The organism is Nonomuraea sp. NPDC050153 (assembly GCF_044460125.1).
Classification (GTDB): Bacteria; Actinomycetota; Actinomycetes; order Streptosporangiales; family Streptosporangiaceae; genus Nonomuraea.
In genome coordinates, this window is sequence record NZ_JBITJQ010000043.1 from 82,482 (window position 1) to 103,350 (window position 20,869).

The window sequence follows — 20,869 nt, forward strand, 5'->3', positions numbered from 1 at the left end:
CGGGATGAGCGAGGAAGCGTGGCCGTACGCCACCGATTCTGATCCGGAGAGCCTGGATGCCGCGAGCGCGGACTTCGGGCGCCTGATCAGGCGGCGGCCCGCGGCCGTGTGCCGGCCGGGATCGGCCCAGGACGTGGCCGCCGCGGTGCGCCGGGCGGCCGGGCGGCGGATGCCGGTGGCCGCGCGCGGGCAGGGCCACTCCGTCTACGGCCGGGCGCAGGCCGAGAGCGGTCTCGTGATCGACATGAGCGAGCTGGGCGCCGTGCACGCGGTGGAAGCCGATCGCGTGACCGTGGGCGGCGGTGCGACCTGGCAGTCGGTGCTCGACGCCACCCTGCCTCGCGGGCTCACGCCGCCGGTGCTCACCGACTATCTCGACCTGTCGGTCGGAGGGACCGTTTCCGCGGGCGGCGTGGGCGGCATGACGTTCCGCCACGGCTTCCAGAGCTGCAACGTCGTCGAACTCGAGGTGGTGACGGGCGAGGGCGAGATCGTCACGTGCTCGGCGAGCCGGCAGGCCGGCCTCTTCGACGCCGTACGCGCCGGGCTCAGCCAGTACGGGATCATCACGCGGGCCGTCCTCCGGCTCGTCCGCGCCCCGGAACTGGTCCGCCTGCACACGCTGTTCTACCCGGACCACCGGGCGATGACGGCCGACCAGCGCCGCCTGCTGTCCACGGACCGCGTCGACTACCTGGAAGGCGCGATCCGGCCGCATCCGTCGGGCCGGCAGCACGTGGTCGAGGCAGGGGTCTGGCACGCGGCGGACTCGCCACCCGATGACGACGAGACGCTGGCCGGCCTGTCCGACCTCCGCGCCCAGGCCGAGCGTGTCGACCTGCCGTATCCGGAGCTGTTCCGGCGGCTGAGCAAGCTGGAGAGCAACCTGCGGGCGGCGGGCACCTGGCACGATCCCCACCCCTGGCTGTACTCCTTCGTCCCGGACGCGTCCGCCGACGACCTGGTCGCGGAGCTCCTCACCGACCTGCGCCAGGAGGACCTGGGCGAGTTCGGACGCGTCCTGCTCTACCCCATCCGCCCTGGCCGTGCGCGCACGCCGCTGATGCGGCTGCCGGAGGGGGAGGTCGCGTTCCTCTTCGGCTTCGTCCGCTTCCCCGCCGACGACCCCTCGCTGACGGAAAGGCTGGTCAAGGCCAACCGCACGGCGTACGACCGGGTCCGCGCCGTCGGCGGGCACCTCTATCCGGTCAGCGCCGTCGCGCTCACGCAGGCCGACTGGAAGGACCACTACGGCCCGTCGTGGCCCGCCGTCGAGAACGCGAAGGCCCGCTTCGATCGGCGTCATCTGCTGACCCCCGGGCAGGGGATGTTCCCGGACTCGCCCTGACATCTCGCGTCGAAGAAAATCTTGAAAATTCTTCCGGGCGCGTGTCGAAACCGCCTCTCCTCGTTCGCAGCGTATCCAGAGGGCCGGACGGGCCGGCCCCGCCGATACGAGGTTGACGACCATGACCCAGCAGCTCGCCCACTCATCCGCCCGTACGATCTCCGTCCAGCGCCTGCTCCTCGGCTGCGGCATCGTCGCCGGCCCGTTCTACGTGACCGTCGCCCTGGCGCAGGCGTTCACCCGGGAGGGCTTCGACCTGGCCCGCCACCCGTGGAGCTTCCTGGCCAACGGCGAACTCGGCTGGATCCAGACCGCCAACTTCGTCATCACCGCCCTGGCCACCATCGCCGCCGCCGCCGGCCTGCGCCGCGCCCTGGCGCCCGGACGGGGCGCCCGCTGGGCGCCGATCCTGGTCGGCGCGTTCGGTGCCAGCATGATCGGCGCCGCGATCTTCCGCGCCGACCCCGCGATGGGCTTCCCCGCCGGCACCCCGGAAGGCCCCGGCCCGGTCACCCTGTCAGGGATCCTGCACCTGGCCGCCGGCGGCGTCGGATTCCTGTGCCTGGTCGCGGCCTGCTACGTCATCGCCTCCCGGCAGTCCCGCGAGGGCCGCAGGGGCTGGGCCCTGTACTCCCGCGTCACCGGCACGCTCTTCCTCGGCTCGTTCGTCGGCATCGCCTCCGGCGGCGGCGTCGCCTGGGCCAACCTGCTGTTCGTCGCCGGCATCGTGGCGGTCTGGGGCTGGCTGTCGCTACTGTCGCTGAACCTGTCCCGCCACACCGCCTGACTTCCCCTTCCGACCCATAGAGAAAGGCAGTTCACGATGCGCTACCTGATCACGCTCAGAGTCGCCGCCCAGCCCGACGGGCCCCCGCCGGCCGACCTCATGGAGGCCATCTTCAAGCTCGGCCAGGAGGCCACCGAGGCCGGGACCCTGCTCGACACCAGCGGCCTGGCCCCCAGCTCCGAGGGGGCGCGGGTCGAGGTGAGCGGGGGCCGGCTGACCGTCAGCGACGGCCCGTTCGCCGAGGCCAAGGAACTGATCAGCTACGCACTCTACGAGGTGAGGAGCAAGGAGGAAGCCGTGGAGTGGGCCACCCGCTTCCTCAAGCTCCACCGTGACCTGTGGCCGGGCTGGGAGGGCGAATCGGACGTGCTGCGGCTGTTCGGCCCCGAGGACTTCGCCCCGCCGGCCTGACCCGGCGCTCCATCCGGTCGCGGACGCGGTCCGCGGCCGGATGCTGTATTCAGGACGCATGACGGTAGCTGATTCGCACCGAGCGGTGGAGGCGGTCTGGCGGATCGAGTCCGCCCGCGTCATCGCCGCCCTGGCCCGCCTGGTGAACGACATCGGGCTCGCCGAAGAGCTGGCGCAGGACGCCCTGGTGGCCGCGCTCGAAGAGTGGCCGCGTAAGGGCGTACCCGACAATCCGGGCGCCTGGCTGACGCTCACCGCCAGGCATCGGGCCATCGACCAGTTCCGCCGTCGCGACACCTACCAGCGCAAGCTGCAGGAGCTCGGCCGGGACCTGGAGCTCCGCCAGGAGTCCGCGGAAGCCGAGCTCGACGACGCCCTCGACGACCACATCGGCGACGACCTGCTCCGCCTGATCTTCACCTCCTGCCATCCCGCGCTGCCCGCCGAAGGCCGGCTCGCGCTCACCCTCCGCCTGCTCGGCGGCCTGTCCACCGCCGAGATCGCCCGTGCCTTCCTCGTCCCCGAGCCCACCGTCGGGCAGCGCATCTCGCGGGCCAAGCGCACCCTCGCCGAGCAGAAGATCCCGATCGAGCTGCCGCCGCCCGCCGAACTCCCGGCGCGACTGGCCTCCCTCCTGGAGGTCATCTACCTGATCTTCAACGAGGGGTACGCGGCGACCGCCGGCGACGACTGGATCCGCCCGTCGCTGTGCCAGGAGGCCATGCGCCTCGGCCGCGTCCTGGTCGGCCTCATGCCCGCCGAACCCGAGGTCCACGGCCTGCTCGCGCTCATGGAGATCCAGGCCTCGCGCATCCCGGCCAGGACCGCCCGCGACGGTTCGCCCATCCTCCTGCTCGACCAGGACCGCAGCCGCTGGGACCGGCTCCTGGTCCGCCGCGGCCTGGACGCGCTGCGCCGGGCCGAGGAGCTGGGCACGCTCGGGCCGTACGGGCTGCAGGCGGCCATCGCCGCGTGCCACGCCCGCGCGCTCACCCCGCAGGCCACCGACTGGGAACGCATCGCCGCCCTCTACCGGCTGCTGGCCCACCTCACGCCCTCGCCGATCGTCGAGCTGAACCGGGCGGTCGCGATCGGCATGGCGTACGGGCCCGCGCGCGGGCTGGAGATCGCCGACACCCTCCGGGACGAGCGCGCCCTGCGGGAGTACGCGCTCCTGCCCGCCGTCCGCGGCGACCTCCTGGCCAGGCTCGGGCGCGCCGAGGAGGCGGCCGCCGAGTTCCGGCGCGCGGCCGGGCTGACCCGGAACGCCCGCGAACGCGACCTGTTCCTGGAGCGCGCCGCCACGCTGTCACCCTGACGCCCTCCTCGGGTCGCCCGGCAGCCTGAACGGCTGTCGGTCAGGACGTGGTCGTGGTCCGGCCGAACAGCCGGCCGGCGAGGTCCACGCCCACGACCGTGCCGCCCTCGTCGCGGGTGAAGAAACCACGCTGCCCCTTCAGCCCGCCCTCGGTGACGATGTACTCGTCGCCGCCGCCGGGCAGGAAGCCGATGGCGGCCGGCGGGTAGTCCGGGGGCATCTCGGTCTCCGACGCCTGGCGGATCTCCGGCTTGATCCCGACCTCCAGGGTGAGCCGGGTGCCGTCGGTGGCGAGGTCGAGGTTCATGGCGGCGATCTCGTAGCGGCCGGCGACCTCCCGTGCCCGCGCGTGGTCGTACGGGATCGGCTCGGGGTCCCGCTCGACCACGCCCAGGTAGTGCTCCAGCGCCCAGCGCACGACGGCCTCGTTGCAGCGGTAGCCGTCCGGGCCGGCGTTGGCCAGCGAGACGACGGCGAAGTCGCGTTCGGGCACGATGAGCAGCTCGGCGAACTGGCCGTTGCCGGACCCGCCGTGCCCGATGGTGCGCACCCCGTCCACCTCGCGCAGGAACCAGCAGATGCCGACGGCGTCGCCGAGCGTGCTGGCCCGCAGCTCGACCGTGGGCTCCTGCATGCGCCGCAGCGCCTCGGCGGGCAGCACCCCCTCCGCCGCGCCCAGGTGGAAACGGGCCCAGGCCAGCAGGTCGCTGACGGAGGAGGCGATGCCGCCGCCGGGGTCGTTGCCGCGCAGGCCGGCCCGCCACGCCTTCCACGGCTGCGCGAACCTCAGGGCGCCGTCCTCATCGCGGTTGTGACCGACGGCGAAGCGGCGGACCATGACGTCGTCCAGCTCGAAGAAGGTGTTCGACAGCCCGACCGGCTCCAGGACCAGCGCGGACATGGCCCTCTCGTAGCTCAGGCCGGTGACGTTCTCGATGATCCGGCCGGCCAGGTTGTAGCCCGCCTGGCTGTAGGAGGCGCGGGCGCCGGGCGGCGCGATCAGCGCCAGACCGGACAGCTGCGCCACGAACGCGGCCAGGGAGCCGTCCCCCTCCTCGATGTCGATCAGGTTCCAGTCGAGCCCGGCGGTGTGGTTGAGCAGGTTCAGCACGGTGATCCGCGCGGCGGCGGCCTCGTCGGCGAGCATGAGCTCGGGCACGTAACGGCGCACCGGCGCGTCCAGCTCCACCTTGCCCTCCGCTACCAGGCGCATCAGCGCGGTCGCGGTGAAGGTCTTGGTCACCGAGCCCACATGGAACAGCGTCCTGTCATCGACCGGCAACGGGTTGTCCAGGCTCGTCACGCCATGAGCGGCGCGGAACTCCCGGCCCCCGGCCAGCACCCCGACGGCCACGCCGGGAATCCCGAACTCCTCGGCCGTCACCTCGACGAACTCCGACAGCTTCTCCTGCGACATCGCCCTCGCCCTTTCGTCCTCGTACGTTTCTGGCGTGCACGTAGGACGATGGCCGCCGCCGCTGACACGGGTCTGACAGCGCGCTGTCACGCCCCGCCGCGGCGGCCGACTGTGAGCACGGCCGGCCAGTGCCGGGTGAGCGGCTCCTGGGAGGACGCCACCGTGTCGAAGGTGGCTCGCAGCCGTTCGCGGGACATTCCGCCATCCTCTCCGCTCGCGCGAGGTAGCGTTGGATCAAGCCGCATGTCGTACGCGAAGTCGGAGGTGATCACGGTGCACCCGGTCTTATGACGGCCCCAGCCAGGGGCGTCACGGAGCCGAAAGGTGACCGTATGAGCAGGACCGACAAGACCCGGCCCTGGTGGGTGGGGATGGCCGACGTCCCGATGGTGACGTGCCGGCCCGTACATGATCATCGATTCGGGGGCTGCACGCTGCCGGACGAGATCACCTCCGACAGCGCGTCCCTGAACCGCACCATCGGCGGCTGTTACTGGGGTGCCACCGACCACTACCTGTTCGAGTGCGGCCCCATCAGCGGGGGCCGGGAGTGGTACGACTTCCGTCGCGAAGAGCGCCGCCGCAGCCGTCGCCAGGCGCGCCGCGAGCTGCGCGCCTATCGTGGCGAGGACTGACCCGATACGACGTTTCGTGGGGGTCCCTCGGACCCCCACCACGCTCGGAGGAAGCCCGCCCCGAGCCCGGTCACCTCACGCGCGCATGCTCTCTCCTGCGTGGGGGCCAACGAGAGGGCTATGAATATATATTCGCTAGCGACTGGACATAATTAACGTTACGTACGGTGCGCAATCATGTCAACGGCCTCATGTCCCGGTCGACTCGCGGGCCACGACCGTGAAGCGGCTGACGAACTCGCGCGCGACCTCCCGCTTCTTGCCCTTCTCCGTGATCCGCTTGACGAGGAACCGGACGGCCGTGCCGGCCATCAGCTGGTGGTCGGGGTCGATCGACGACAGGGACGGCACCGTGTAGGCGCCTTCGGCGATGTTGTCGAAACCGATGACCTTCACCTCGCCGGGCACGCGTACCCCCCGGTCGGCCAGCCCGCGCAGCACCCCGATCGCCACCGTGTCGGTCACGCAGAACACGCCGTCGAAGTCCACCCCGCCGTCCACCAGGCGCCGGGCCGCGCAGGCCCCGCCCTCCATCGTGAACTGCGGGGTCGGGGCCACGAGCCGCGGGTCCGACGCGATGCCGGCCTCGTCGAGCGCCTCGCGGTAACCGGCGTAACGCAGGCTGGAGACGTTGATCTCCTCGCCCTGGGCGCCGCCGTCGACGAGCGCGATGCGACGGCAGCCCCGCTCGATCAGGTGGGCGGTGGCGGCGCGGGCGCCTTCGACGTTGGGCATGGCGACGTGGTCCACGGGCCCGTCGAAGATGCGCTCCCCCAGGATGACGATGGGGTAGTCGACCTTGAGCAGGTCGGTGTCGGTCGGCCCGAGCCCGACGGTGCTGAGGATGAGCCCGTCGTAGAGGCGGTTGCGCGACAGGGCGAGCGCGTCCAGCTCGCCCTCGCGCGAGGCGCCGGTCTGCTCGATGGCCACCTTGAGGTTGTGCCGGGCCGCCGCCGCGATGATCTCGGCCGCAAGCTGCCCGAAGTACGGCCGGTCCACCTCGGGCACGGCGAGCCCGATCGTGCCGGTCCGCCCGGTACGGAGGTTGCGTGCCGCCACGTTGACCCGGTAGTCGAGGTCGGTGATGGCCTGCAGCACGCGGGCCCGCGTCTCACTCCTGACATGAGGGTGGTCGTTGAGCACGTGGGACACGGTCATCGCGGACACGCCCGCGGCCCTGGCCACGTCCTGGATCGTCACCATTCCCTGATCACCCGCACGGCCCGCATCCTCTCACGCGTCAACCCTTGACGCTCCCCCGCAGCAGCCCGCTGACGATGTGACGCTGCATCGCCACGAAGAAGATCACGACGGGGGTCAGCACGATCACGCTGAGCGTCATGAACGCCGGCCAGTCCACTCCGAACTCCCCGACCGCCTTGTAGACCTGCAGGACCAGCGTCTGCTTGTCGGGCGAGCTGATGAACACGTTCGGCGTGATGAAGTCGTTCCAGATCCACATGGTCTGGAACACGCCGACCGTGATGAGGATCGGCCGGATGAGCGGCAGCACGATCCGCCAGTAGATCTGCCACGGGCCCGCCCCGTCGATGCGCGCCGCCTCGAAGATCGAGATCGGCAGCGACCGCAGGTAGCCCTGGATGAGGAAGTAGCAGAAGATCGAGCCGGCGGCGTACAGGAAGATGAGCCCTTCGAGGCTGTCGACCAGCCGCAGCCGCACGAGGATCCGGTAGACCGGGATGAGCGTGGCCTGCCCCGGCACCAGGAACGCGATCACGAGCAGTGCGCCGGCCACCCGGTTGACCAGGGTCTTGCGCAGCAGCATCGCGTACGCCGCCATCGACCCGATGATCAGCATGATCACGATGGAGACGGCGGTGACGTACAGCGTGTTGAGGAAGGACTGCAGGATCGGCGTGCTCTCGAAGACCCGTGCGTAGTTGCCGAGGTAGAGGCTCGTCGGCGGCGCGAGCGGCGAGGCCGAGGTCTCCCGCTGCGTCTTGAACGTGTTGACGACGATGTAGTAGAAGGGCACGCCGACCAGCGCGGCGGCGAGGATCATCCCGAAGCTGAGCAGCGGCCTTCTCATGACAGGCGCCCTTCGAGCCGGCTCGACAGGACCAGCTGGACGGCCACGATCGCGCCGACGACCAGCATGAAGACCACCGCCAGCGCCGACGCCTGGCCGAACTTGGCCTGCGCGATGCCGCTCTGGATGATCGACTGGGTGATGGTGAACGTGGCGTACCCGGGGCCACCCTTGGTGAGGGTGTAGGGCAGGTCGTAGACCTTCAGGCCGCCGGTCATCAGCAGCAGCGAGCTGATGGTGACGGCCGGCGCGAGCAGCGGCAGCGTGATGGAGAAGAACGACTGGCGCGGCGAGGCGCCGTCGACCCGCGCGGCCTCGTAGTAGTCGTCGGGGATCGACTGCAGGTACGCCAGGTAGAGGATGGCGTGCCAGCCGGTGGACGACCAGACGGCGACCATGATGACCGACAGCTGGGCCAGGGTGCCGTTCGCCAGCCACGGCACGGGGCCGAGCCCGGCCACCGCGTCGAGGGTCCAGTTGATCGCGCCCGAGCCGAGCGGCGACAGGATGAACGCCCACACCAGGCCGAGGATCGCGATGCTGGGAATGGCGGGGAAGAAGAAGACGGCCCGCACCACGTTCCTGCCGAAGAAGCGCCGGTTGAGCAGTACGGCCAGCGGGATCGCCAGCAGGGTGACGATCACCGTGGTGCCGATCGCGTACACCAGCGTGAACCCCAGCCCGGCCAGCATGGCCGGGTCCGAGAAGATCCTGCGGTAGTTCTCCAGCCCGACGAAGTTGACGTCCGTCGAGTAGCCGTTGAAGTCGGTGACGCTGAAGTAGAACGACTGCGCCAGCGGGATCGCGAACAGCACCGCGAACACGATCCCGATCGGCACCAGGAACGCCTGCAGGCGCAGCCCCTCCAGCCGTTTCGGCGAGATCAGCCAGGACAGGGCGCCCGTCGCGGCGGGCGCCCTCGTGCCGAACGCCGTCATGTCAGCTCTGGCCCTTGAGCCGGTTGTCGAGCGCGGCGGCCACGTCGGCCGGCTGCTTCTGGCCCTGCACCATCAGCTGGAGCTGCGCCACCGCCTCGGTGTTGAGCGCGTCCTGCACCCGTGGCCAGGCGATCTGCGGCAGGTAGAAGGTGCCCTCCTTGAGCGCCTTCAGGTTGGGCTCCAGCACCTTGTCGATCTCGGGCGTGACGTCCGACGTGGTGGTCATGGCCGCCGTCTGCTTGTTGAAGAGCGTCACGCCTTCCTTGCCGCCGAGGTACGTCAGGAACGCCTCGGCCTCCTTCTCGTGCTCGGTCTTGGCGTTGATGGCGTAACCGGGCGAGGCCGCGCCGGACCAGAACGGCTTGCCGTCGGGCGTCGGCACTCCGACGAAGGCCATGTTCATCTTCGGCGCCTTCTCCCGCAGCGTGGACACGTTCCACGGGCCCGCGGAGATCATCGCGACGCGGCCGTTGGCGAACTCGTCCACGATCTGATCGCCGGACAGGCCCACGACGTCCTTGCTCATCACCCCGCTGGTGAACAGCTGGTTGAAGTTCGTCAGCGGCCCGAGCCACAGGTCCCCGAACTTCTTCTTGCCCGCGAAGATCTGCGCGTCGACGTCGCCGCCCTGGCGGGCGTTCTCGCTGCCGACCAGGGCCGCGAGGGTGAGCGGCATGCCCGTCACCGAGTCGTAGTACGGCGTCAGGCCCGCCGCCTTGAGCTTCTGGCACAGCGCCAGGAAGTCGTCCCACTTGGTGGGGAACTCGGTGACGCCCGCCTTGGCGAGCAGGTCCTTGTTGTAGAGGATGCCGGCGGACCACGACGAGATCGACATGCCGTACGCCTTGCCGTCCTGGGAGTAGGTCGCGGTGTTGAACTTCGACATGTTCGCCAGGTACGGCTTGCCGGTCAGGTCTTTGACGAAGCCGCCCTGGATGAGGTTCGTCTTGTTCTCGGCCGCGATCGCGAACACGTCCGCGGCGGTGCCCGAGACGAGCCGGGTCTGCAGCGTCGAGATGTACTCCGCCACGGGCGGCGCCGTGGAGAACTCGACGTCGATGGTGGGATTCTGCTTCTCGAAGGCCTCGATGAGCGGTTTCATCGACTGCTCGTTGTCCCAGGAGAAGAAGGTCAGCTTGGTCTTCCCGCCGCCTTCGCTCCCCGAGCCGCATCCGGCCAGGACCAGGACGGCAGCCGCCAGAACCGCGGCCGATCTTGTGAGCAGGGGCATCGCGCACCTCTTACTTCGGGGGGATGGAGGTCCAGCCCTTCGTACGCTGGGGGGTTGTATCGATAAAACATGTATCGACACGAATCGCAGCGTGTCAAGAGCGCGTTACCGAACGCTCAGCACGCCGGACGTACGTCAGTGAGCGAGAGCCCCCGCCCAATCGCTGTAACGTTACGAAACATCTTGCGGAAAGGGCGGTCGCCCCGGCATCATGCCGACCATGACCATCTCATGGAAGGGCGGCCACCGCCCGGGCCGATGAGCCCCCGCTCGTGGCGGCCGGGCGACGACCGGCCCAGCTTCCTCGCCCACGCGCTGACCATGTCCGCCAGGTACGGCCCCGGCCCCTGGCCCGCGACCGACCTGCCGGACGAGCCTGCCCGCCCACCGGGCGGCCTGTTCATCTCCAGCACCGTGATGGACGGCATCCGCTCCCATCACTCCGGACCCCACGGCGACGACACCACCGTCGAAGAGGTCGCCGACCTCGTCCACACGCTCACCGCATCGCCGACGCCTGAGCTGATGTCACGCCTGCACGACCTCCTGGCCGAGTCCCAGGCACTCGACCTCGCCGACGATCTCCTCACCGAGCTCGGACGCCGGCGACTGCCCGGAGACCGGCTGCGCGCCATCGGCCGGGACCTCGCCGAGTACGGCACCCGCCGCGAGGCGACGAAGATCGGCATCGCGCTGGTGGGCGCCTGCGGCGACGAACGGGACCGCGACCTGCTGCTCCTGCTCGGCGCCCTCGAAGAGTTCACCCTGTACGCCGTGGTCGCGCTGATGCGCGGCCAGCCCGACGGCCACCGGGCGGTCTACGAGCTGGCCCGCAGGGTCGACGGGTGGGGCCGCATCCACGCCGTCGAACGACTGCGGGACTGCGACGATCCCGAGATCAGGGACTGGCTGCTGCGCGAGGGCTGGCGCAACGCCATCATGGACGAGTACCTCGCGCCCATCGCCGCCACGACCGGTGGCCTGTACGCCGCCCTCCTTGACCCGGCCCCCGACGACGACCTCCTCGCGTCGGCGGGCGGCGTGCTGGCCACGCTGGTGTGGGGCGAGGACGGCCCGACCACCGGGGTCTCCCGCTACGCCGACGCCGTGCCCGCCTTGGCCCGCTTCGCCGAGCTGGTGGCGGGCCGCGAGGCGACGCTCGGACTGGTGAACAACAGCCTCACCATCAGGGCGTACCTCCACGGCGACGATCTCCGCTGGCCGGAGGATGACGTACGGGCCCTGCGTCGGCGCTACGACGAGCTGGCCGGCCGGGACGACTGGCGGACGCTGGTGCTCACTCACCTGGCCGAGCCGGGCACGAACCTCTTCCGACCCGCCCTGAACGCCGCCGAACGCCTGGCGCTCCCGGCCATCCCCGAGGTGATCGCGCACCTGCGGATCCGGCCCGACGACCTCTACTGCTGGCACATCGCCATCGGTATGGCCGATCACGCCCAGGCCGCCCAGGTGGTGGCGACCGCGCTGGAGCTCCTACCGGTAGACGAACTCGCCAACGGCCCCGGCACGGATCTCGGGATCGGGCACGGGTACGAGGCCGAGATGGTCTTGGAGGCCGTGCTGGCCGGCCTGGACAGGCACCCGGGCGTCGGGATCCCCCTGATCCGGGCGGCCCTGCGCAACCGCGTCACCCGGCTGCGCTGGGGCGCGTTGCGTGCCTTGTCCGGTTGGCCGGAGGTGCCCGACGAGGTGCTCGGCTGGATGCGGGCGGCCGCCGACGCGGAGCCCCACCCCGAGCTCCGCGAGGAGCTGCGGACCTTCGCCGACTCACCATCCCGCGCGAGAAGGTCCCCGCCATGATCGCGCTCTACGGTGGCGCGCTGTTCACCTTGGTCAGCGCGCCACCGGGGAGCGCCGGCAGGGACGCGGTCCGAAGCGTGGCCGAGGCCATCGTGTACGGCTGCGCGCCCCCTGAGCCGGGAAAAGGTCAATCAGTGGCAAAAACTAGCGAAGCACGGCAATGAACGAGAAAACCCCCGGCGCCCTGCGCGAGGAGCCTGTGATAGGGTTGCGCGTGTTGCAGTTGCGGTACCCATAAAGACTTTGTGCGCGCCCGCCGAATACGATCTACGGGCGCGCTTTTGTTTGCCGGTAATTTCCGGATGGGTCAGGTTCTCTGCACTTATCCAAAGGAGATCAACATGGCTACCGGAACCGTGAAGTGGTTCAACTCTGAAAAGGGCTTCGGCTTCATCGCGCAGGACGGCGGCGGCGCCGACGTCTTCGCGCACTACTCCAACATCGTCTCCAACGGCGGCTACCGTGAGCTGAGCGAGGGGCAGAAGGTGTCCTTCGACATCGTCCAGGGCCAGAAGGGCCCGCAGGCGGAGAACATCGTCCCCGCCTGACACGGCACGCACGTCTGAGACCGGGCTCGCTTGCGGGCCCGGTCTCGCGTTTTCCTCAAGAATTCACTTTTCCGCCGCGCCGCGATATTGGGCGGCGAGGGCAATTGTCTGCTGCGCGGTGTACGGGTCGAATGTACGCAGCGCCCGGGGGTCGAGGTCGGCCAGCAGTCGCGCGGCCTGCGCGGGGTCTCCGTCGCGGCGGACGTACTCGTCGTCCTGGAACCGGATCGACGGCCGGGCGGCGTCGAGCGCGGCGGTCCGGACGATCGACGCCACGACGGGATCGTGGATCCCGGTCTCGGCCTGGCGGCGCTCGCGCACCCCTTCCAGCGCCTCGCCCGCCGAGGCCAGGGCGGCGCTGCCGCCGAGGGCGAACCACGCGCCCACGTCCGGCGTCCGCAGCACCTCCGCGTCGCGCTCCTCCGCCACGCCCAGCGGGGGTGAGACGCGGACGCGCAGCGGCTCGCCGGTGACCACCCACTGCACGGGCTCGCCCGCCGGGTCGCGGGCGGGGATGGCGAGGACCGGAGTGATGTCGTATTCGCCGGGTTCGGCGAAGGTGAAACCGGCCGAGCCGAAGGTGAGGTTGACGTTGTTGCTGAGCGCCCCGCCGGGCGGGAGGGTGAGCTTGGCGGTGGAGTCCATGGCCGCCATGCACCGCTGGGCGATCGGCGTGAACGCGGTCACGTCCTCCGGCTCGGTGCGGCGGCGCACCAGGATCTCCAGCGGCCCGGCCTTCGGGTCGAGCACCCAGCGCTCCACCTCCAGGTCCGCCGCCGTGCGGTTCTCCAGGGTGACCTTCAGGAACACCGGCTGGCCGAAGGCGAAGACCGGTCCGGACTCGGGCGCGGCGAGCGCCAGCCGGTATCCGTCGAACGGGATCTCCGGCGCGTACGGCGAGTGCCCGCCGCCCCCGTCGGCCCAGTAGCGGACGGTGTGGAAGGGCTCGCCCCCGGGGATCAGCGACGTCAACGGCCCGTGCCGAAGAAATGTCAGTTCGTCGGCGTCGAAGGTGAACGCGAACTCCCGCCAGTAGTCCTGCTCGTGCCCGCCGCCCAGGTATCGCCAGTCGTAGTTCATGAAGGAGGTCGAGTCGGCCCGGCCGACCACGCGCTCGAAGCGGTGCGCGAGGTTGAGCGCGTGCCCGAGCTCGTGGACGATGGTCCTGATGATCTTCTGATCCCTGGTCGCGCCCTGGAACCCGGCGGTGAAGACCGCCGCGCCCTGCCGCTGGAGCAGCCCTTCGGCGTCGAACATCACGCCGGCCAGCCCGGGGATGGCCGCCCTGGACAGCAGGAGCAGGTGCAGCTCCCACGCCCTGGCGCGCAGCGACGCGTCGCCCGTGATGAGCATGAGATCGCTCAGCATGGTGTAGAGCTGCGAGTCGTCCCACGCTCCGGCGATCCCGGCGGGGATGGAGCTCTGCCGCCCGACCTCCTTGACCGTGAACCCGGCGCCCCGCAGGCAGCCGTTGACCGTGCGCTCCACGCCCTGGAAGATCACCGGGCTCGGCGCCGGGACGTTCTGCTCCAGCTCGATCTCCAGGCCCAGCTCGCGCAGCGCGTCGTCCTTGTGCTCGGCCGGGACGACCACCTCGGTCCGGGTGGGCAGCCCGTTCAGCGGGGCGTCGAGGACGAACGTGACCGTCACGCCGTCGGTCTCTCCCTGGGCCAGGGCCAGCGACCCTGTCGTCTTGTTCGCCGGACCGGCCTGCCAGATCGCCGGCCACGTCCCGTCGTCGAGCGCGACCTTGGTGCCGGGAGCGGTGCGCGCCGACGCCAGGTACGTCTTCCGCCCGCCGTCCGGTGCGACCTGGAACACGTCCGCGCTGATCACCCCCGAACCGCCCGCGTCCACCCGCAGCGTGACCGAGATGCCGCCGCTCTGCCCCTCGTAGCGTCCGTCCCTGATCATGGGATCTCCTCGACCGTCGAATGCTCCGATCCCACGATGCGGCGGGAGAGCGGGGATGGCATGAGTAACCCCCTACTCAACCGCCGCCTCGGCGACGGAGCGCTCGTCGTCCACCAGGAAGCCGCCGGACTGGTGCCGCCAGAGCCGGGCGTAGGGGCCTTCGGCCTGGAGCAGCTCGTCGTGGGTGCCCTGCTCCACGATGCATCCCCGGTTGAGCACGACCAGCTGGTCCATGCGGACGACCGTGCTCAGGCGGTGGGCGACCACGAGCGCGGTGCGGTCGCGCATCAGGCGCCACAGGGCTTCCTGGACGAGGAGCTCGCTCTCGGAGTCAAGGGCGCTGGTGGCCTCGTCCAGCAGCAGGATCGGCGCGTCGCGCAGGATGGCGCGCGCGAGGGCGAGGCGCTGGCGCTGACCGCCGGAGAGCTTGATGCCACGCTCGCCGACCAGGGTGTCGAACCCGTCGGGCAACGACTCGACGAACTCGGTGACGTGCGCCGCCCGCGCCGCCTCCAGGATCTCGGCCTCGGTGGCGCCCGGCCGGGCGAACCCGATGTTGTCACGCACCGACCGGTGGAACATGGCGGGCTCCTGGGGGACGTACGCGATGAGGCTGCGCAGGTCGGCCTGGCGCAGCCGGGAGATGTCCTGGCCACCGATCAGGATCCGGCCCTCGTCGACGTCCATGAGGCGCAACAGCAGCCGGGTGAGGGTGGTCTTGCCGCCGCCGGACTGGCCGACCAGCCCGATCTTGGTGCCGCTGGGGATGTCGAGGTCCAGGCGCTCGAACAGGGGCGAGCCTTCGGTGTGCGCGAACCTCACCCGCTCGAAGCGGACGCTCGAGTCGGCCGGGCGCAGCGGCTGCGGGTCGGGGGGATCCAGCACGGTCGGCGGCACGAGGAGCAGCTCGGTGAACTGGGCGGCCTCGGTGAGCACGCTCTCGATCCGCCGGTAGATCTGGTTGAACTCGAACATGATGCTGATCGTGTTCGAGTAGTAGGAGAACACCACCACGATGGCCTCCACGCCCAGCCCGCCCCGGAGCGCCACGGCGAGGAGCAGGCCGACGGCGCTGGTGAGGACCGAGATCGGGGCGACGACCGTATCCACCCGCAGGTTGCCGTAGTCCCAGGAACGCAGCGTCAGCCGCTGCTGCTCGGCGATCCTGGCCCGGTGTTCGGTGGCTTCGCGGTCCTCGGCGGCGAACGCGCGGACCGTCTCCATGTTGGCCAGCACGTCGGCGACGTGACCCGACACCAGCACCTTGGCCGCCTCGCGCTTGTCGACCAGCACCTGGCGGCGGCGGATCAGCGGGGCGACGAGCACGCCGGTGACGAGGATGAGCCCCACGAGGACGAGGACCAGCAGCGGGTGATACTGCCACAGCACCACCGAGGCGAAGACCAGCGGCACCAGCTTGGCCATGATCGAGAAGGTGAGCAGGTCGGCGAACTCCTCGAACCGGGAGGAGAACCCCAGCACCCGTTTGGTCAGCGACCCGGCGAAGTTGTTGTGGAAGAACGCGGCGTCCTTGCCCAGCAGCTCGTCCATGCCCACCACGCCGAGCCGCTCGACGCCCCGGGCGTCCGTACGGTTGAGGAAGTGCAGCCCGATCCGCCACAGCACCTCGCCCGCCAGCAGCATGCCGCCGAAGCCGAGCACGTACGGCAGGAGCGCGGCGACCGAGCCGTCCCCGCCCCCGGCCAGATGCCCCACCAGCCCGGCCACCGCCAGCGGCGCCAGGTAGAACAGGCAGATGTTGCCCATCGCCGGCATCGTCACCGCGGGCACCGCGACCCGCCACTGGCGGATCAGCTCACCGTAGTAGTAGCGCAGCGCCAGCAGAACCGCCGACTTCCGCACAGACGGAGCAACTTTGGAACTCTGAAGTGATGCGAGCACAGCCATCCGCCCTCCCCGAATGCAGACACCGCCCCGCTCATGCTGCCGTCCGGGGGTACGAGGGAGCGAACGATTTTCCGGCCGCCGCCCCCTCGTACGACGCGGGATTACTGGATTGCGCCGGTTTGGGAGAGAAGATCCTCGTACCAGGTGTCGTACGGGTGGTTGGTCGCCGGGTAGTTGGCGAGCGGGCTGGTCTCGTCGCCCGCCGAGTCGAAGTCCCAGCCGCGTACGAGCCGTCCCGCCTGCCGTGCCGCGGTGATGAACGAGGACTGCGTGGCGGGCGCGGCGTAGAACAGCGCGCCCTCCTGGAGCTCGGCGCTGTCGCCCTGCTGGAACTCGTCGAAGGCGACCTGCTGGAAGCGGATGCGGTCGCCGGTGCGCCTGTCGGTGTCGACGCGCAGGGTCTGCGAGGGGGTCGGGCCGTCGGCGCCGGTCCACACGCGCACGCGTGACGTGCCGCTGGCCGAGGTGGTCTTGTCGTGGCGGGCGTCGGAGGTCTTGGCGTTGCCGCTCCACGAAACCGTCATCGCGCCGGCGTCGAGGGCGCCGTCCCAGGCCCAGTTCTGGCTGTTGCTCTGGCTCTTATGGATCTCGCGCAGCCGAGTGCCCGCCGCGTCGGTGAACCTGATCGTCGGCAGGACGCCGTCGTCGTACTTGCGGCTGGCCGACCAGGTGATCTCGCCGTCGGCGCCGAGGCGGCCCACGCGGGACCACAGCGTGGTCGCGGTCTGGGACTGGTGGACCTCGACGAGGTCGCCGTTGTCGTTCAGCGCGACGGCCGGCGTCACGCCGTTGTCGTACTTGCCGTGGCGCAGCCAGGTCACGCGGCCGTCGGCGCCGTACGTGCCGGACCAGTACCAGAGCGCGCCGCCGCCCGAGTCGTGCACCTCCACGACCTGGCCGCGGCCGTTGATCGCGATGGCCGGGTTGGAGCCGACGTCGCGTTTGTACAGGGTGCGGGTCTTGCTGTCACCGGAGATCAGGGGGAGCACCCGGCCGCGCAGCGCGTCCACCGTGGGCGGGCTCGCCGGGTAGTCCTTGGCCTGGAACAGCCGCGAGCCGAAGACGGAGACGAGCTCCTGGTTGAGGGCCGCGAGGTTGCCGGCGGCGTACGAGGTGTTGTCGGTCAGGTCGTCCTTGATGTCGAGCGCGACGACGATCGGCGCGGCGGTGGGGTGCTGCGCGGACCAGGTGTTGATCGCGTTGAGCCAGTCGCGCAGCAGGTTCGAGGCGGGGTTGCCCGCGTGGTCGACCTGGTCGCCCGGGGAGTCGTGGCCGATGGAGTAGTCGCGGGAGGTGGCGTAGCCGTTGTCGTGTATGTCGAGCTCGATGAAGCGGATGCCGTGGTCGAGCTGGTAGGCGATCGAGTTCTTGGCGCCGGCGACGTTTCCCGAGTAGCTGTTGTGCGTGGCGCGGAAGATCGCCGAGGGTAACGGCGGATCCGCCAGCGCTTCGGCGGGTCCGCCGATCAGCAGCGCGGAGGCGGCGATGGAGAGCACGGACAGGAGAGTTCGTGATCGGATCATGCTCTGATCCTCACGTCGAAGATCTTCCCCGACAATACGAATCCACATAAACACCACGCGTACGTCGCGTTCCCGATCATCGACGCAGGCCGCGCCGGGCATGTGGTCAACTGGCGGTATGACGACAGAGAGCTGGGGCGGCGGGGACGGGATGGGTGTGCGTGAGCTGGGCCGTACTGGGCTGCGGGTGACACCTGTCGGGATCGGGCTGGCCGCGCTGGGCCGGCCGGCGTACATCACGCTCGGCCGGGAGGAGGATCTCGGCGATGATCGCAGCCTCACCGCGATGCGGGCCCGGAGCTGGGCGGTCCTGGACGCGGCGCTGGCGGCCGGGGTGCGCTACTTCGACGTGGCCCGCTCCTACGGCCGGGCGGAGGAGTTCCTCGGCGGCTGGCTGCGCGAGCGCGCCGTCGCGCCCGGGGCGGTGACCGTGGGGTCGAAATGGGGGTACGCCTACGTCGGCGACTGGCGGATGGACGCCGACCGGCACGAGGAGAAGGAGCTGTCGGCGGGGCAGCTGCGCCGGCAGCTCGGCGAGACCCGGGCGCTGCTGGGCGAGCACCTGTCGCTTTACCAGATCCACTCGGCCACCGTCGAGAGCGGCGTGTTCGACGATCAGGACGTCCTCGCCGAGTTGCGCGAGCTGCGCGCCTCCGGCGTGTCGATCGGCCTGTCCACGACCGGCCCGCGTCAGGCGGACACCGTCGACCGGGCGATCGAGCTCGGCCTGTTCGACACGGTCCAGGCGACCTGGAACCTGCTCGAACCCTCCGCCGGCCCGGCCCTGGACCGGGCCCACCGAGCGGGCCTGGGGGTGATCGTCAAGGAGGGCGTGGCAAACGGCCGCCTGACCGCCCACGCCGCCCCGGACGCGCTCGCCCGCGCCGCCCGGGAACGCGGCCTCACCCCGGACGCCCTGGCCCTGGCGGCCGTCCTGGCCAGGCCGTGGGCCGGGGTGGTGCTGAGCGGGGCCGCCTCGGTGGCGCAGCTCCACAGCAATCTCGCCGCGGCCGACGTCGGCTGGGACCCGGAACTGGACGAACGTCTCGCCGTGCTGGCCGAGAAGCCCGAGACCTACTGGGCGACCCGGGGCTCGCTGGCCTGGCAGTGACGTCGTACGGGCGTCGTACGGAGGAAAAGTGGATGGCTTCCATGGGAGGAATGCGATGATCGAGCAGATGCTGGTCGACCTGGAAGAACTCGTCCTGCGCGAGTCCTTCTCTGGCGACCTCCCGGCGGTGCGGCACAGCGCCGAGGCGGTCGCCGCCCAGGGCGCCCGGTTGCTCGGCGCCCGGCCCGAGGTGATCGACGGCATCCACCTGCGCTGGAGTTTCGGCACACCGCGGGTGCTGCTGGTGGGCCACCACGACACGGTCTGGCCGGTGGGCACGCTGGCGCGGATCCCGTGGTCGGTGACGGACGGGATCGTACGCGGCCCCGGGGTCTTCGACATGAAGGCGGGGCTGGTGCAACTGTTCCACGCGCTGACCCTGCTGCCGGAGCTCGACGGCGTCAGCGTGCTGATCACCGGTGACGAGGAGATCGGCTCGTCGAGCTCGCGCGCCCTGATCGAGGACTCGGCGCGCGGCTGCGCCGCCGCGCTGGTGCTGGAGGCCTCCGCCGGCGGCGGCGGCGCGCTCAAGACCGCCCGCAAGGGCACCTCCTGGTACGAGGTCAAGGTGCACGGCAAGGCCGCCCACGCGGGCCTCGAACCGGAGAAGGGCGTCAACGCGGCGATCGAAGCGGCTCACCAGATCCTCGCCCTCGCCGGGCTCGCGGAGCTTGCCGGTGGGGGCGGCACGACCGTCACCCCGACTCTGGTCCGGGCGGGCACCACCGGCAACACCGTCCCTGATGAGGCCCAGGTGTCCGTGGACGTCCGGGTGCCGACGATCGCCGCGCAGGAACGCGTCGACGAACTGGTTCGCGGCCTGACCGTCAGGCAGCCCGGCGCCCGGCTGGAGGTCCTGGGCGGGCCGAACCGGCCGCCGCTGGAGGCATCCGCCAGCAGGGAGCTGTTCGACCTCGCGCGGAAGGTGGCCGCCGACCTCGGCATGGAGCCGCTGAGCGGGGTGGCGGTGGGCGGGGCCTCCGACGGCAACCTCACCGCGGCGGTGGGGTGCCCCACGCTCGACGGGCTGGGCGCCGTCGGCGGTGGCGCCCATGCGGACGACGAGCACGTCATCGCGGCCGAAATGCCGGTCCGCGCACGACTCCTGGCGGGCCTGATCACGGAACTGACGCACTAAGGACCTCCGCAGTCGCGGGCGCGGTTGCGGGCGCGGGCGCGGTTGCGGGCGCGGGCGCGGGCGCGGTTGCGGGCGCAGTCGCCGTTGCGGTTGCGGTTGGTGGCGCGGGCGCGGGTGCCGTGGGCCGGTGGTGCGGTGCCGCTCGGGCGGGGTTCAGGTCATAGCGCGGCGGAGTAGATCCGTGCCGCCCGATCCCGGTACACGGCCTCGCGCTCCAGGGCGAGGCCGATCTTCTCGGCGACGCGCTGCGAAGGGACGTTGCCGGGGGCGATGATCGCGATGAGCCGGTCGAGCCCGAGGACCTCCCGCGCGTGATCGCGACACGCCCTCGCCGCCTCGGTCGCGTAGCCGTTCCCCTGGAGCTCTGCCCGGACCAGGTATCCGACCTCGGTGTGGATGACGCCTTCCACGTCCTGCCGGGTCAGGCCGCAGTTGCCGACGAACTCCCCGGTGCTCCGGAGTGTGACCAGCCACAGGCCGTGGCCGTGCTCCCGATAGCCGTGCCGGCTCCACCTGATCCAGCCCAGCGCCTCGTCCCGGGTCTTCGTGCGCGGGTAGTGGCGCATGACCTCGCTGTCGCCCAGGAGCGCGGCCATGTCGTCCAGGTCGTCGGGGGTCATCTCGCGGAAGGCGAGGCATGGTGTCGGCTCGGGAGGACGGCGGTTCGGGCTCACGCGCTTCCTAATGAGAGTTAACGAATCCGCCCGGGTCATCGGGCAGACTTCGGACTGGTAGCCACCGGCAGGTGAGCACTCGTGCTTCCTGGACGTT

The 20,869-nt window shown here is 70.7% G+C and carries 18 protein-coding genes; 9 read left to right on the plus strand and 9 right to left on the minus strand.

Annotation, left to right across the window (positions count from 1 at the left end; genetic code table 11):
* The first annotated feature begins 4 nt into the window (after window positions 1–4).
* The 4 genes from ACIBQ1_RS54465 to ACIBQ1_RS54480 all read left to right on the plus strand — a co-directional run bounded on the left by ACIBQ1_RS54465 (window position 5) and on the right by ACIBQ1_RS54480 (window position 3,864).
* Complete coding sequence (locus ACIBQ1_RS54465; protein WP_397290647.1) at window positions 5–1,348, plus strand: FAD-binding protein; 1,344 nt, start codon at window positions 5–7, stop codon at window positions 1,346–1,348.
* Window positions 1,349–1,469: 121 nt separating this feature from the next.
* Entirely contained in the window at window positions 1,470–2,135 is a 666-nt protein-coding gene (locus tag ACIBQ1_RS54470) for a DUF998 domain-containing protein (protein ID WP_397290649.1), read from the plus strand.
* A gap of 36 nt (window positions 2,136–2,171) precedes the next feature.
* On the plus strand, window positions 2,172–2,546 hold the full coding sequence (locus ACIBQ1_RS54475) for a YciI family protein (RefSeq protein WP_397290651.1): 375 nt from the start codon (window positions 2,172–2,174) through the stop codon (window positions 2,544–2,546).
* A gap of 58 nt (window positions 2,547–2,604) precedes the next feature.
* The gene (locus ACIBQ1_RS54480; protein WP_397290653.1) at window positions 2,605–3,864 is read left to right on the plus strand and encodes an RNA polymerase sigma factor; all 1,260 of its coding nucleotides are present in this window, start codon (window positions 2,605–2,607) and stop codon (window positions 3,862–3,864) included.
* Between the two features lie 40 nt (window positions 3,865–3,904).
* On the opposite strand, the gene ACIBQ1_RS54485 is transcribed toward ACIBQ1_RS54480, so the two are convergent.
* The gene (locus ACIBQ1_RS54485) at window positions 3,905–5,281 is read right to left on the minus strand and encodes a serine hydrolase domain-containing protein (RefSeq protein ID WP_397290655.1); all 1,377 of its coding nucleotides are present in this window, start codon (window positions 5,279–5,281) and stop codon (window positions 3,905–3,907) included.
* Between the two features lie 332 nt (window positions 5,282–5,613).
* Between ACIBQ1_RS54485 and ACIBQ1_RS54490 the strand changes: the two genes are divergently transcribed.
* On the plus strand, window positions 5,614–5,916 hold the full coding sequence (locus tag ACIBQ1_RS54490; RefSeq protein WP_397290656.1) for a hypothetical protein: 303 nt from the start codon (window positions 5,614–5,616) through the stop codon (window positions 5,914–5,916).
* Window positions 5,917–6,105: 189 nt separating this feature from the next.
* On the opposite strand, the gene ACIBQ1_RS54495 is transcribed toward ACIBQ1_RS54490, so the two are convergent.
* Genes ACIBQ1_RS54495 through ACIBQ1_RS54510 form a run of 4 tightly spaced genes read right to left on the minus strand, consistent with a single transcriptional unit; the run spans window position 6,106 to window position 10,135 of the window.
* Window positions 6,106–7,119: a LacI family DNA-binding transcriptional regulator gene (locus tag ACIBQ1_RS54495; protein ID WP_397290658.1), complete on the minus strand. Its 1,014-nt coding sequence runs from the start codon at window positions 7,117–7,119 to the stop codon at window positions 6,106–6,108.
* A 37-nt stretch (window positions 7,120–7,156) separates the two neighbouring features.
* Complete coding sequence (locus ACIBQ1_RS54500) at window positions 7,157–7,966, minus strand: carbohydrate ABC transporter permease (RefSeq protein ID WP_397290660.1); 810 nt, start codon at window positions 7,964–7,966, stop codon at window positions 7,157–7,159.
* The gene (locus tag ACIBQ1_RS54505) at window positions 7,963–8,904 is read right to left on the minus strand and encodes a carbohydrate ABC transporter permease (protein ID WP_397290662.1); all 942 of its coding nucleotides are present in this window, start codon (window positions 8,902–8,904) and stop codon (window positions 7,963–7,965) included. Before ACIBQ1_RS54505 ends, ACIBQ1_RS54500 begins: the two co-directional genes overlap by 4 nt.
* A 1-nt stretch (window position 8,905) precedes the next feature.
* Window positions 8,906–10,135 carry an ABC transporter substrate-binding protein gene (locus ACIBQ1_RS54510; protein WP_397290664.1) on the minus strand — a complete coding sequence of 410 codons (1,230 nt, stop codon included), beginning with the start codon at window positions 10,133–10,135 and terminating at the stop codon, window positions 8,906–8,908.
* 258 nt (window positions 10,136–10,393) lie between these two features.
* On the opposite strand from ACIBQ1_RS54510, the gene ACIBQ1_RS54515 reads away from it, so the two are divergent.
* Together ACIBQ1_RS54515 and ACIBQ1_RS54520 are read left to right on the plus strand one after the other, a co-directional pair.
* Entirely contained in the window at window positions 10,394–11,956 is a 1,563-nt protein-coding gene (locus tag ACIBQ1_RS54515; protein WP_397290666.1) for a hypothetical protein, read from the plus strand.
* Between the two features lie 341 nt (window positions 11,957–12,297).
* On the plus strand, window positions 12,298–12,504 hold the full coding sequence (locus ACIBQ1_RS54520) for a cold-shock protein (RefSeq protein ID WP_355365534.1): 207 nt from the start codon (window positions 12,298–12,300) through the stop codon (window positions 12,502–12,504).
* A gap of 63 nt (window positions 12,505–12,567) precedes the next feature.
* Here ACIBQ1_RS54520 and ACIBQ1_RS54525 read toward each other — a convergent pair whose 3' ends face one another.
* From ACIBQ1_RS54525 to ACIBQ1_RS54535, 3 genes are all read right to left on the minus strand, one after another.
* Window positions 12,568–14,418, minus strand: a complete 1,851-nt coding sequence (locus ACIBQ1_RS54525; protein WP_397290668.1) for a hypothetical protein — start codon at window positions 14,416–14,418, stop codon at window positions 12,568–12,570.
* 72 nt (window positions 14,419–14,490) lie between these two features.
* Window positions 14,491–16,281, minus strand: coding sequence for an ABC transporter ATP-binding protein (locus ACIBQ1_RS54530; protein ID WP_397290670.1), 1,791 nt, complete (start codon window positions 16,279–16,281; stop codon window positions 14,491–14,493).
* Between the two features lie 146 nt (window positions 16,282–16,427).
* On the minus strand, window positions 16,428–17,849 hold the full coding sequence (locus ACIBQ1_RS54535) for a hypothetical protein (RefSeq protein WP_397290672.1): 1,422 nt from the start codon (window positions 17,847–17,849) through the stop codon (window positions 16,428–16,430).
* A gap of 118 nt (window positions 17,850–17,967) precedes the next feature.
* Between ACIBQ1_RS54535 and ACIBQ1_RS54540 the strand changes: the two genes are divergently transcribed.
* Window positions 17,968–18,960 carry an aldo/keto reductase gene (locus tag ACIBQ1_RS54540; RefSeq protein ID WP_397290674.1) on the plus strand — a complete coding sequence of 331 codons (993 nt, stop codon included), beginning with the start codon at window positions 17,968–17,970 and terminating at the stop codon, window positions 18,958–18,960.
* Between the two features lie 55 nt (window positions 18,961–19,015).
* Window positions 19,016–20,098, plus strand: coding sequence for a M20/M25/M40 family metallo-hydrolase (locus ACIBQ1_RS54545; protein WP_397290676.1), 1,083 nt, complete (start codon window positions 19,016–19,018; stop codon window positions 20,096–20,098).
* 158 nt (window positions 20,099–20,256) lie between these two features.
* Here the strand turns inward: ACIBQ1_RS54545 and ACIBQ1_RS54550 are convergent, their stop codons facing one another.
* Window positions 20,257–20,772: a GNAT family N-acetyltransferase gene (locus ACIBQ1_RS54550; RefSeq protein ID WP_397290678.1), complete on the minus strand. Its 516-nt coding sequence runs from the start codon at window positions 20,770–20,772 to the stop codon at window positions 20,257–20,259.
* Window positions 20,773–20,869: the final 97 nt, after the last annotated feature.